The organism is Sphingopyxis sp. BE235 (assembly GCF_031457175.1).
In the GTDB taxonomy this organism is placed as follows: domain Bacteria; phylum Pseudomonadota; class Alphaproteobacteria; order Sphingomonadales; family Sphingomonadaceae; genus Sphingopyxis.
This window is the reverse complement of sequence record NZ_JAVDWC010000001.1, coordinates 512,510-525,000: the sequence shown is the minus strand read 5'-3', so window position 1 is coordinate 525,000 and position 12,491 is coordinate 512,510. Positions and strand designations below refer to the sequence as shown.

Annotated in this window: 11 protein-coding genes (1 of these 11 cut by a window edge); 3 read left to right on the top strand and 8 right to left on the bottom strand. The window is 65.3% G+C overall.

The window, feature by feature from the left end; translation table 11 throughout:
* Nucleotides 1-5 carry the 3' end of an acyl-CoA thioesterase gene (locus J2X38_RS02480; RefSeq protein ID WP_058538849.1) on the top strand. Its footprint begins 388 nt before the window's first position, so 5 of the gene's 393 nt are visible here — the last part of the coding sequence; the start codon falls outside the window, past its left edge; the stop codon is at nt 3-5.
* A gap of 8 nt (nt 6-13) precedes the next feature.
* Here the strand turns inward: J2X38_RS02480 and J2X38_RS02475 are convergent, their stop codons facing one another.
* The 6 genes from J2X38_RS02475 to hisS all read right to left on the bottom strand — a co-directional run bounded on the left by J2X38_RS02475 (nt 14) and on the right by hisS (nt 7,513).
* Nucleotides 14-1,600 carry a hypothetical protein gene (locus J2X38_RS02475; RefSeq protein WP_310250946.1) on the bottom strand — a complete coding sequence of 529 codons (1,587 nt, stop codon included), beginning with the start codon at nt 1,598-1,600 and terminating at the stop codon, nt 14-16.
* A gap of 10 nt (nt 1,601-1,610) precedes the next feature.
* Complete coding sequence (locus tag J2X38_RS02470; protein WP_310250943.1) at nt 1,611-2,996, bottom strand: DUF4139 domain-containing protein; 1,386 nt, start codon at nt 2,994-2,996, stop codon at nt 1,611-1,613.
* A gap of 78 nt (nt 2,997-3,074) precedes the next feature.
* The gene (locus tag J2X38_RS02465; RefSeq protein WP_310250940.1) at nt 3,075-4,010 is read right to left on the bottom strand and encodes a DUF4167 domain-containing protein; all 936 of its coding nucleotides are present in this window, start codon (nt 4,008-4,010) and stop codon (nt 3,075-3,077) included.
* 259 nt (nt 4,011-4,269) lie between these two features.
* Nucleotides 4,270-5,094 (bottom strand): peptide chain release factor N(5)-glutamine methyltransferase, encoded by an 825-nt coding sequence (gene prmC / locus J2X38_RS02460; protein ID WP_310250937.1) that lies wholly within the window; start codon nt 5,092-5,094, stop codon nt 4,270-4,272.
* Nucleotides 5,087-6,154, bottom strand: a complete 1,068-nt coding sequence (gene prfA / locus J2X38_RS02455; RefSeq protein ID WP_310250934.1) for a peptide chain release factor 1 — start codon at nt 6,152-6,154, stop codon at nt 5,087-5,089. Before prfA ends, prmC begins: the two co-directional genes overlap by 8 nt.
* A 9-nt stretch (nt 6,155-6,163) precedes the next feature.
* Nucleotides 6,164-7,513, bottom strand: a complete 1,350-nt coding sequence (gene hisS, locus J2X38_RS02450; protein ID WP_310252668.1) for a histidine--tRNA ligase — start codon at nt 7,511-7,513, stop codon at nt 6,164-6,166.
* 93 nt (nt 7,514-7,606) lie between these two features.
* On the opposite strand from hisS, the gene J2X38_RS02445 reads away from it, so the two are divergent.
* Together J2X38_RS02445 and ppa are read left to right on the top strand one after the other, a co-directional pair.
* Nucleotides 7,607-9,535, top strand: coding sequence for a M61 family metallopeptidase (locus J2X38_RS02445; protein WP_405053422.1), 1,929 nt, complete (start codon nt 7,607-7,609; stop codon nt 9,533-9,535).
* A 216-nt stretch (nt 9,536-9,751) separates the two neighbouring features.
* Entirely contained in the window at nt 9,752-10,288 is a 537-nt protein-coding gene (gene ppa, locus J2X38_RS02440) for an inorganic diphosphatase (protein ID WP_058538842.1), read from the top strand.
* On the opposite strand, the gene J2X38_RS02435 is transcribed toward ppa, so the two are convergent.
* Both J2X38_RS02435 and metC read right to left on the bottom strand, forming a co-directional pair.
* The gene (locus J2X38_RS02435) at nt 10,285-11,217 is read right to left on the bottom strand and encodes a mechanosensitive ion channel domain-containing protein (protein ID WP_310250924.1); all 933 of its coding nucleotides are present in this window, start codon (nt 11,215-11,217) and stop codon (nt 10,285-10,287) included. The genes ppa and J2X38_RS02435 overlap by 4 nt on opposite strands.
* Nucleotides 11,218-11,221: 4 nt before the next feature.
* Complete coding sequence (gene metC, locus J2X38_RS02430; protein WP_310250921.1) at nt 11,222-12,427, bottom strand: cystathionine beta-lyase; 1,206 nt, start codon at nt 12,425-12,427, stop codon at nt 11,222-11,224.
* Nucleotides 12,428-12,491 lie beyond the last annotated feature (64 nt).

Below are 12,491 nucleotides of genomic sequence, written 5' to 3'. Positions count from 1 at the left end.
TCTGAACGGCGAATCAGTCGCCCTTCAACTTTTGCCGGAAAGTCTGAACGAGGCTGTCGTTCGCGGGGACGCGCACGCGCCAGACCCAGTTGCTTCCCCGCCGTTCCCACCCTTCGGGCGTCGGGTCGAGCGCGAAGGGGATCAGCATCTCGACCTCCGCATCGAAGGGCCGGGCGTTGGTTATCTTGACCTGCCAGAGCTTATAATCCGGATCGGCGTCATTCTTCACAACGGTCAGATACTGCACCGCCGGACTTAGGCCGAGGTCATAATCGACGCGTTCGTCCTTTGCCTTGTCGCCGATCTTTGCCTCACCGACGAGCAGGCGTCGCCCGCCGATCGCCTCAAAAACCGTCACCGCACCGGCGGGCAGCGCGAGACCCAACCCGTCGGACTCGCGGTTCTGGACTCGCAATTGCATGGAGAGAGGCTGAAGCCGGTTCGCCATGAAATCATAAAGCGTCGCCGCATAAAGCTGCTCGACCGCAACCTTGTCCTTCGCGAGCAGTGCGACCTGCTTCTGCCCCTTTGCCGACACATCGACGCGAAAGGGGATGCGATAGAATTTGAGGTCGCCCAGATCCTCGGCCGGCGGCGGGGGCGGTGGAGGCGGCGCCGGGGCGGCCACCATCATCGGCGGTGGAGGCATCCCGCGCCGATCGCGGCGCTGCGCCGTCACGATCACCTCCGACGCCGCATCTTCATCATAGCTCTGCTCGAACTCGATAATCGGCGGCAGCTCCCACAAGGGATGCGTGCTTGTGATGTCCATCGGCCAGCATTTGAGCACCAGCGGCCCCGGCGTGCTGCGCGGCAGCGGCGGGCTGTACATCTTGTTGAGGCGGCCCGCGATCACGTTGAGCTGCGCGCCCGGGAAACTCGTCACCCCGCCGTTCGCGACGGTGATCCAGCCGGTCAGCCCCAGCGTCTTTCCGTCGGTGCCGCGGTCGGCGACATAATTGGCGGCCCAGTCGAACCCTTCGGCGAGATAGAGAAGCTGGACTTTCACCGTGCGGGCGGTGCGGCTTTCGACAAGGACCGACAGCGTCGGCTTGGCCGAAAGACCCATGGGCACGCGGGGATAGAGCATCCGCTCGGGCAGGCCCGAACAGGCGAGCGCCTCGACCCCGGCCGCGGTCTGGACGATGACCCCGCCGTTCGGCCCCGACTGGATCACCGCATCCTGCTCGACGACCTTCCCAGTCACGAGGCTGGTGCGCCGCAAGGTGACGCTGCGCTTGAGATAGGCATCGACGAGCCCCGCGGGCGACAGCAGCCGCGCATCGCGATTCTTTTCGACCACGCCATCGGGCAGGCCGCTGAGCACCGCAGTTTCGGGCAGCAACCCTTCAGCCACGCCTTCGAATCGCAGCACCGAGGTTCCCGCGAGCAAGGTGACGGTGCGCGTTTCGGTAATGAAGGCGAAGCCCTGCGGCCAGTTCGGGTCGATCGGCCCGCCGCCGCGCGACGGCGCGCGATAGACGGTGACCGCGGCATCGTCGATTTTGGCCGACACCGCGATCGGTACCGAAACCTGGGCAAGCGCGGGCATCGGCGCGAACAGCGCCGTGACCCACGTCAACAGGGGCCAGGCCCGCATCGCGTGGATCTCAGTAACGCGAATCGAATGCGACGGTCAGGTCGACCTTGCCGTTCGCGGGCACGGGCACCTGCCATTCGACGCGGTCGGCCGAAATGCGCTCGCCCTTCAGGCTTTCGTCGCTGATCCGGACGTCGCCATAGAGCCCGTCCTGCGCGAGCAGCACCGTGACCGGCGAAGGCCGCGCGTTGCTGACTATATATTTCATCTTGGTCACCCAGCGCGAATCGCCCTTGCGCGTGCGCGACACAACCGTCGGCTGCACCTTCACGTCGAAGGCATCGCCGGTGCGCAGCGACATCGCCGATCCCATCGGGGTGTGGTCGATGCGATTCTCGCCGATGAACTGCGGATCGCCGCGGGTGTCGCGCATATAGACGCGAATCGCGCCGGCGGGCAGCTGATCGCCGAGCCCGCCCTGCCGCGAGGTCGAGAAACGCAGCACGCTCGCGGTGCTGACGGGCTCGTTGTTGCTGCCGAGCCAGCGATTGACATATTCATAGGTCGAGCGCGCGGGCGCCCCCTTCACGTCGAGGAAACTGACCTGCTTCTGCTGCGCGTTGGCGATCGTCGTCCGCTGCGCGAGCGGATAGAGATAATAGTCGCCGAGCCGCTCGCGGTCGTTCGATTCGGTGCCCGCCGAATCCATCGCGCCCGACATCTGGCGGAAACCGCCACCGCCGCCCGGACTGCCCGCGACGAGCAAGGTGCGTGCATTGCTGAAGGTTGTGCCCGTGCTGTTGGTCAGCGTCACCCAGCCCTGAATATCCATCGCGCCCTTGGCGGCGTCGAACAGCGCGACATAGTCGGCGGTCCAGCCGAGGTTCGGGGTGAGATAGGACAGCCGCGCCGGGACGGTTCCCGCATTGGCCGCGTCGACCGTCACCGACAGCGTCGGGCGCGCGCGCAGATTGGGCGGCAGCCGGTCGAACACCGCGCGCACCGGCAGGCCGTCGTCGCGCAGCACCTCGATCCGCTCGCCGATCTGGAGCACGATACCGCCGTTCGCCGCGAGCACCTTCGCGCGTTCGGTGCGTTCGGCGCCGGTCGCGGGGTTGGTGCGGACGAGGGTGATCGACTGGCCGACCGCCTTGTCCATCAGCTTGTCGGGGGTGAGCAGGTCGAAATCGAAATTCTGTTCGACGATGCCGATGCCGGGACCCGAGAGCGTGACCGTTTCGGGGCGGATGCGCGCCGACACGTCGGGGAACTCGATGCGGTTGCGCCCGGCGGCGACGCTCAGCTGGCGGTCGTCCTGCACCAGCGACTGACCATTATTATAGATGGTGACCGCGACATCGCCCTGCGCGTTGCCGGTCGCGGCATCCTGCGCAAAAAGCGCGGTCGACGTCCCGCCGGCGAGCAGCGGCAAACAGGCCAGGGCCAACACGCGCATAAAAAACCTCCCCGCAGGATATGTCCCGCGGGGAGGCTATGTCATGCGAATCGGAAAAACCAGCGTGAAATCGCTGACTTATTCGGCCGCTTCGACGTCGGTGTTGCGCGTCGCCAGCGTGCGGCGCGTACGGCGCGGCTTGGCGGCGGGTGCTTCACCCTCGGCATCGCTTTCGGCGCTGCGTTCGGGGCGGCCGATCGCGGGCGGCAGAACGGCGGTGTCGATCCCGGCATCGCCCTTGTCGGCACTGTCGTCCTGACGCGGACGGCGGGCCGGGCGGCGCGCGGGACGCGGAGCCGGTTCCTGCTCGGCAGTTTCTTCGCGTACGGGGGCTTCGCTGCGATCATTGCGGTCGCCCTGCGCTTCGTCCTCGTCGCGGTTGCGGACGGGACGCGCGCGCGCCGGCTGGCGGTTGCCGCGATTGTCATCGTCGCGATTGCCGCGCGGTTCGCGATTGCCGCGATTGTCGTCGTCGCGGTCGCTGCGCGGTTCGCGGTCGCCGCGATTGTCGCGCTGGCCGCGATCATTGCGGTCATTCCGCTCGTTGCGGTCGCCCCGATCATTGCCACGATCGTTCCGCTCGCCGCGGTCGTCGCCATTGTCGCCGTCGTCGCGGCCGGTGTCGGCTTCGAAATCGCTGTCGGTATCGTCGTGGCCGTCGAAATCCTCGACGCCGCGAATCTCGCGGCTGCGGTCGTGGCTGCGTTCCTGTCCGTTCGCCGCGGCCTTTTCTTCCTGGCGGGCGCGAAAGTCGCTCACGACGCGGAAATAATGGTCGGCGAACTGCAGATAATATTCGGTCTGGACCCGGTCGCCGGCAAGCTGCGCGTCGCGCGCGAGGTTGCGGTACTTCTCGATCATCTGGGCGCCGTTGCCGCGCGCGCGGCTGTCGATGCGGTTGGCCTGGTCGACACCCCCGCGCCCACCCGACTGCGGCCGATTATTGTTGTTGCTGTTGTTGTTACGGCCGCGACGGCGACCGTTCTGTCGGTTGTTCATGTTCAACTGAGACATCCTGTCGATAAGCTAATAAGCTATGCCAACCCCTTTTGGCCGACCGCGCCACCTGCGCGTCGTGCCCGCGCTCCTTGCGCGGCCTTGCCCTTTACCGCTTGCACCGGACCCCACGGTCCCGCGCCAGCATCGTAAGTGGGAAGCAGACCAGCCGGACCAGTATCGATGCTGTTCGCATCGCCAAAGGGACCCCGATCAGGTCTGTAAGCCGCCCCTACCGCGCTTTGTAGCGGAAACCAAGCAAATTCTTGTGGGGCCGTCAGGCGCGGGTCAGCAAAAGCGCCCTGTCGCGGCCACCGAGATCCTGTCTGCAAGCGACCTTGAATCCCGCGGTTTCAGCGAGCTCTCCAACCGAGATATGTTGCGTGTGCCCGATTTCAAGGGCCGCGAGACCCCCGGGCGCCAAAAGGCGCGGCAAATCGGGGATGATGCGGCGATAGTCGTCGAGCCCGTCGGCACCGGCGAAAAGCGCGCCCGCGGGTTCATGATCCGCGACATCGGGCATCAAGGCTTCGGAATCGGCAATATAGGGCGGGTTGCAGAGGATGAGGTCGAACTGGCCGTGAAGGCCCGACGCCCAGTCGCCGACACGAAACCGCGCGCGCTCATCCATCTCGAGGTCAATCGCATTGTCTTCGGCGTAAGTGACGGCCTTTTCCGATTCATCGATTCCCAGACCGTGCGCCTCGGGCCATTGGGCCAGCGCGGCGAGGAGCAAGGTGCCGGGCCCGGTCCCGAGATCGAGTATGCGGTTCGGCCCGCCAGTCCCGAAATGATCGATGGCGGCCTCGATCAGCGTTTCGCTGTCGGGGCGCGGGATCAGCATGCCCGGACCGACCATCAACCGGATCGTCCAAAAATCGCGATAACCCACGATATAGGCGACTGGTTCGTACAGCATCCTCCGTTCGACCAGCGCCGCGAAACCCTCGGGCACGGCAAAACGCGCGGGATCGAGCAGCAGCGCCTGCCGCTCGACGCCCAACGCATGCGCCATCAAGAGTTCGGCATCGAGGCGCGGCGTATCGGACACCGCCGCCAGCCGCTGCGCCGCGTCGCGCAGCGCGGCCGCGACGTCAGTCACCCAATCCCGCCAGCCGCTGGGCCTGATCCTCGGCGATCAGCGCGTCGATCAGCTCGTCCATCGCGCCTTCGAGTATTTCGGGGAGGCGGTGGAGCGTCAGGTTGATGCGGTGATCGGTCACGCGCCCCTGCGGGAAATTATAGGTGCGGATGCGTTCGGAGCGGTCGCCCGACCCGACCATCGACTTGCGCGCCGACGCCTCGGCGCTGTGGATCTTCTCGCGCTCGAGGTCATAGAGCCGCGCACGCAGCACCTGCATCGCCTTCGCGCGATTCTTGTGCTGACTGCGCTGGTCCTGCTGGATCACGACGAGGCCGCTCGGGATATGCGTGATGCGAATCGCCGAATCGGTCGTGTTGACGTGCTGGCCGCCCGCGCCCGATGCGCGATAGATGTCGATCTTGAGGTCGCTGTCGTTGATCGCGACATCGACTTCCTCGGCCTCGGGCAGCACCGCGACCGTCGCGGCGCTGGTGTGGATCCGGCCCTGGCTTTCGGTCGCGGGGACGCGCTGGACGCGGTGGACGCCGCTCTCGAACTTGAGCTTCGCGAACACGCCCTGCCCGGTTACCGACGCGACGACTTCCTTATACCCGCCGACCTCGGCCTCGTTCGCCGAAATGACTTCGACCTTCCAGCCCTGTCCGTCGGCGTAGCGGCTGTACATGCGCAGCAGATCGCCCGCGAACAGCGCCGCCTCGTCGCCGCCGGTCCCCGCGCGGATTTCGAGCATCGCCGCGCGTTCGTCGGCAACGTCCTTGGGGAGCAATTTGATCGCGAGACCATGCTCGGCGGCGGGCAAAGCCTCTTCGACCGCGGCGAGTTCCTCGGCCGCCATCGCCTTCATCTCGGGATCGGCGAGCATTTCGTTCAGCGAGACGAGTTCGCCGCGCAGCCGCACAACCTCGCGCGCCGCGGTCGCGACGGGTTCGAGCTCGGCAAACTCCTTCGACGCCGCGACGAAATCGGCGGGCGCCATGTCGCCCGTCGCCATGCGCGCCTGCAACGCGGCGTGACGCTCGATGATCGCGTCGATCTGTCTTTCGGAAACGTTGGTCATTTATTCAAATCACCAGATTTTTGGCGCTTCGCGGAAGCGTCGGCCAAATCCTGGACGGGGCTCACCACCGACCAATGCTAGGTATTCCGAAGCATGGATGGCAGAACGATAATGCGCTTCGTCGATAACAGTCTGCTGCCCAGTTGCCATATTTTTAAGCGTGATCTGATCGACATAGGCGTTGTCGAGGCCAACGATAATTGCGTAGGCCGCCCCGCTTTCGTCAGCTTTCTTCAGCCTCTTTTTGAAATTCCCCCTAAAGGGAAAATCGACGGAAAAACCGTCTTCTCTAAGTTCGAAGACAATCTTTAGCGCCCGTTGATTATGCATTGGGTCGGCGGGGATAACCGCATAGTCAAACTCATAGGGGACGAAACAGCCCGCCTCCTCAACCAACATCGCCAATCGCTCAATTCCCGCAGCCCAGCCGACGGCCGGCGTCGATGGGCCGCCGAGTGCTTCCACCAGCCCGTCATAACGCCCACCGCCGAGCACAGTACCCTGCGCACCCAGCCGATCAGTGACGAATTCGAACGCGGTGTGGCGATAATAGTCGAGCCCGCGCACGAGCCGCGCGTTGCGTTCCCACGCGACTCCCGCCGCATCGAGGCCCGCGGTGACCGCGCCGAAGAAGTCCTGAGCTTCCCCCGTCAGAAATGCGTCGATATCGGGCGCGCTGTCGGCGATCGGGCGGTCCTTCGGATCCTTGCTGTCGAGGATACGCAGCGGGTTCTTGTCGAGCCGCGCGAGGCTGTCTTCGCTTAAGTCGTCGCGATGCGCTTCGAAATGTTCGACGAGCGCCGCGCGCCATGCCTCGCGGCTCGCCGCATCGCCGAGCGTGTTGAGCGTCAGCGTGACGCCTTCACTGATCCCGAGCTCTTTCAGGAGCTGGTCGGCAAAAACGAGCAGTTCGGCATCCGCCAGCGGGCTGTCGCTGCCGAGCACTTCGGCGTCGAGCTGGTGAAACTGGCGATAGCGACCCTTTTGCGGGCGCTCATAACGAAACAACGGCCCGTGCGTCGCGACCTTCAGCGGCGCGAACTGCTGCCAGCCGTTGGTGATATAGGCGCGCGCGATCCCTGCGGTGAATTCGGGGCGCAGCGTGATCGATTCGCCGCCGCGGTCCTCGAACGAATACATTTCCTTCGACACGACGTCGGTCGTCTCACCGAGCGAGCGCGCGAACACCGCGGTCGGCTCGATCACCGGCACCTCGATGCGCTTATAGCCATAGAGGCGGCGCACGCGTTCGAACGTCTCGACGACGTGCGCGAAGCGGTCGGCGAAATCGCCCAGCATGTCCTGGGTGCCGCGGACCGCCTGCGGGGTCGGGATTTTCGCGCTTTTGTCCTTGCTCATGGCCGGCGCATCTAATGGTTTTTCGTCGAAAGGCAAAGTGCGCTTGCAGAGCGGCCGCTGGACCTGTGCCGCATTTCCCGGCAGAGATGCGGCATGAAAAAAGCACTGTTCGTCGCGCCCGCCCTCTTTCTTCTCGTCGCGCCCGCTGCCTACGCCCAGGACGGCAACAGCCGCCCGCAGCCGGTCGTCCAGCCGCTGACGATCCCGCTGCCCGCCGACAAACCCTATCCGGGCACAATGCAGCTGAAGGTCGACGCGACCGACTTCGCGCACGGCATCTTTCATGTGCGCCAGACGATTCCGGTCGCGAAGGCGGGCAAGCTGACCCTGCTCTATCCCGAATGGCTGCCCGGCAAGCACGCCCCGCGCGGCGCGATCGCCGAAATGGCGGGTTTCAAGGCCAGCGCCGGCGGCAAGCCGCTGACCTGGACGCGCCAGCCGACCGACGTCTACGCCTTCGACGTCGATGTTCCCACGGGCACGAAGAGCATCGACGTCACCTTCGACTTCCTCTCGCCGACACGCACGAGCGAGGGCCGCGTCGTCGTCACCCCGGCGATGATGAACCTGCAATGGGAACAGGTCAGCCTGTACCCCGCGGGCTATTTCACCCGCGATATCCCCGTGCAGCTCGAAGTCACGCTGCCCGACGGCTGGACCGGCGCGTCGGCGCTCGACGGGCTCAAGATCTCGGGCAACCGTTACAGCTTTGCGCCGACCAATTATGAGGTGCTGGTCGACAGCCCGATGTTTGCGGGGAAATTTTTCCGCAAATGGGACCTCGGCAACAAGGTGACGCTCAACGTCGTCGCCGACGAAGCCAAATATCTCGACGCGAGCCCCGACCATATCGCGCGCCACGCCGCGCTGGTGTCCGAAGCGGTCGCATTGTTCGGGGTGCGGCATTTCGACCGCTACGAATTCCTGCTCGCGCTCACCGACGAGCTCGGCGGCATCGGGCTCGAACATCATCGGTCGAGCGAGAACAGCCGCAACCCCGACTATTTCACCAAATGGAACGACAATGACAGCGAGCGCGGGCTGCTGCCGCACGAGCTGACGCACAGCTGGAACGGCAAATACCGCCGCCCCGACAAGATGTGGACCCCCGATTATCGCACTCCAATGCAGGACAATCTGCTCTGGGTTTACGAAGGCCAGACGAGTTTCTGGGACCTTGTCCTCGCCGGCCGGTCGGGGATGCAGTCGAAGGAGATGGTCCTCGCCGAATGGGCGACCAACGCCGGCAATTACAGCGTCCAGCCGGGGCGCGAGTGGCGTTCGGTCGAGGATACGACGCTCGACCCGATCATCGCGGCGCGCAAGCCCAAGCCCTTCGCGAGCTGGTCGCGCAGCGAGGATTATTACAACGAAGGCTCGCTGATGTGGCTCGAGGCGGACATGCTGATCCGCCAAGCGACGAACAACGCGAAAAGCCTCGACGATTTCGCGCGCGCCTTTTTCGGCGGGCGCGAGGGCGATTTCGGGCAGGATACCTATGATTTCGACGATGTCGTCGCCGCGCTGAACGCCGTCCATCCTTATGACTGGGCGAGCTTCCTGCGCGAACGCATGCAGGCGAGCGGGCGGCCGGCACCCACCGGCGGGATCGAGCGCGCGGGATACCGCCTCGTCTGGCGCGACGCGCCCAACGTCTATGACCGCGACCGCATGGCGCAGGCGAAGAACACCGACCTCACCCATTCGCTGGGGATGACGATCGACAAGGACGGCGTCGCGACCGGCATTTTGTGGGACGGCGCGGCGTTCAAGGCGGACATCGTCAACGGCACGAAGATCGTCGCGGTCGACGGACTGAGCTACAGCCGCGAGCGGATCGAGGCCGCGATTCGCGACGCGACCGACGCCAAGACCCCGGTGCGGCTGCTCGTCGAGCGCGGCGGGCGCTATCGCAATATCGAGATCGACTATCATGCCGGGCTGCGCTGGCCGCATCTCGAAAAAACCGCGGCTGGTCCCGACTGGTTCGACCGGCTGCTGGCGGCGAAGCGCCAACTCTAAAATCCTCCCTGCCGCGCAGCGGTGGGGAGGAGGACCATGCGCAGCATGGATGGAGGGGCCGCGACGTTGCGCCACGGCCCCTCCGTCAGCGCTTCGCGCTGCCACCTTCCCATGCCTGCGGCACAGGGAGGAACTTGCACACCCTCCCCCCTCGACTTTTGGCTCTTTCCGGCGCTAAAGGCGCGCGCGATTCAAAAAAGCACAAAAGGATCTCCCATGCGCATCGACCTGATTCCCGCCGGCGACAGCCCGCCCGACAGCCTCAACGTCCTGATCGAAGTTCCGATCGGCGGCGAGCCGGTGAAATATGAATTCGACAAGGCGAGCGGCGCGCTGTTCGTCGACCGCTTCCTGCACACCCCGATGCGCTATCCCGCCAACTACGGCTTCGTGCCGCATACGCTGGGCGAGGACGGCGACCCGCTCGACGCCCTCGTCGTCGCGCGCTCGCCGATCGTCGCGGGCGCGGTGGTCAAGTGCCGCCCGATCGGCGTGCTGATGATGGAAGACGATGCCGGCGGCGACGAGAAACTGCTGTGCGTCCCGGTCAACAAGACCTTCCCCTATTATGCCGATGTCGCGAGCTACACCGACATGCCGCCGATCGTGCTGCAGCAGATCGAGCATTTCTTCACCCACTATAAGGATCTCGAACCCGGCAAATGGGCGAAGCTCAACGGCTGGGGCGATGAGAATGAGGCGAAGCGCATCATCGTCGAATGCATCGAGCGCGCGAAGAAGACCGGCTTCTAAATCTTGCTTGTGGGCGCCGGGCTATCATCCGGCGCCCCGATAATCCGCACATCCTGTCGCGGATAGGGAATGGCGATCCCGGCTTCCTTGAAGCGGTCCCATATGCCGAGGAACACCTCGCCCTGGATATTGCCGAGCCCCGCCTCGGGATCCGAAATCCAGTAGCGCAGCTCGTGCTCGACCGCACGTTCCCCGAATGCCGTGATCCACACCGCCGGTTCGGGCTCGTTCAAGATGCGCGGATTCGCCGTCGCGGTTTCCATGATCAGCCGCTGCGCGAGCCGCAAATCGCAGCCGTAACCGACCGGAACACGCATCCGCACGCGCACCTCGGGACTCGCATAGCTCCAGTTCTCGACCGCCTGCGTCATCAACAATTCGTTCGGGATCAGATGCTTCTTGCCGTCGCGGGTGACGACATTGACCGCGCGCACGCCGATCTTCGCAACGCGGCCGACATTGGGCACCCCGCCGGGTAGCGCCGATCCGCCCATCGAGCTGCCGTCGCCGACGACGATGATGTCGCCCGGCTTGATCGACCGGTCCATCAGCAGGATGATCCCGGCGATCAGGTTGCCGACGGTTTTTTGCAGCCCGAAACCGATCGCGAGGCCCGCCGCCCCCGAGAAGACCGCGAGCGCGGTGAGGTCGATGCCGAGCAGGTCGATGCCGAAGAGCAGCGCAAAAACGAACAGCGCGATCGCGATCAGCTTTTCGGCGAGCAGCTGCTGCGTCGCATCGATCTGGGTGTTGCGGCGGAGCAGCCATTTGATCGACCGCAGGATGATGCGGACCGCCAGATAAAGCAGCACCGCGACGACGATCGTCGAGAACAGCCCATAGAGCGACAGCCTGTACGAGCCGACATCGATGCCGATCGCCTTCAGCGCCTCGATCGTGCGGAGAAGGCCCCCGGACAGCCCGTCCATCGGCTTATCCCGCCATCGCGGCAAAGCCGCGTTCGAGGTCGGCGATCAGGTCGGCCGGATCCTCGAGCCCGATCGACAGGCGGACGAGCGGATCGGGATCGGTCCATATGGTCGCGGTGCGGATCGACGGCGGATCGCTCGGCACAACCAGGCTTTCATAGCCGCCCCAGCTGAAGCCGATGCCGAAATGGACAAGCGAATCGATGAAGCGCGTCCGCGCGGCTTCGTCGGCACCCTTCAGCGTGAAGCCGAACAGCCCGCTGGTGCCGGCGAAATCGCGCGACCAGATCGCATGGCCGCGATCGCCCGGCAGCGCGGGATGCAGAACGCGCCCGACCTCAACGCGCGCCGCGAGCCAATTCGCGACCGCAAGCCCATTCTCGCCGTGGCGCTGCATCCGCACGTCGAGCGTGCGCAGCCCGCGCAGCATCAGCGCGCAATCGTCGGGCGAAACCGCCTGGCCAAGCTGGTACGCCGCGCTGCGCAGCTTCGGCCAGATCCCCTTGGTCGCAGTGAGAGAGCCCATCATCGCGTCGCTGTGCCCGCCGACATATTTGGTGAGGCTCATCATCGTAACATCGACGCCGTGCGCCAGCGCCGGGAACAGCAAGGGCGTCGCCCAGGTGTTGTCGAGCATCGTCAGCACGCCGCGCGCCCGCGCGACACGCGTGATCGCGGGAATATCCTGCACCTCAAAGGTCAGGCTGCCCGGCGACTCGAGGAAGATCAGCTTCGTCTCAGGCCGAATCAGCTCGGCGATCCCCGCGCCGACGAGCGGGTCATAGTAGGTCGTCTCGATGCCGAGGCGCGCGAGCATGCCGTTGCAGAAGGCGCGTGTCGGTTCGTACGCGCTGTCGACCATCAGCAGGTGATCACCCGGCGACAGCAGCGCGAGCAGCCCCGCCGAATTGGCCGCGACCCCCGACGGATAGAGCAAGGTGCCCTCGGCCCCCGGCTCCATCTGCGTCAACGCATCGGCAAGCGCCCACACCGTCGGCGTTCCGCGCCGGCCGTAATAAAGCTTGTCGTGCGTCGCATGACCGCGCGCCTTCAGGTCGGCGATATTGTCGTAGAGGATCGTCGAGGCGCGCCACACCGGCGGATTGACGACGCCGCCGCCAAGCCGCGGGTCGCCGGTCCATTCGGGGCGCCGACCGCCCTGCACGAGTTTCGTCGCAGGGCGGAGGCTGTCATCGTCGCTTTTGCTCATCCCCGCCTTGTTAGCGGAGCACCGGCCAAAATCCACCCTTCGACACGAAGGATATTGGGACCGG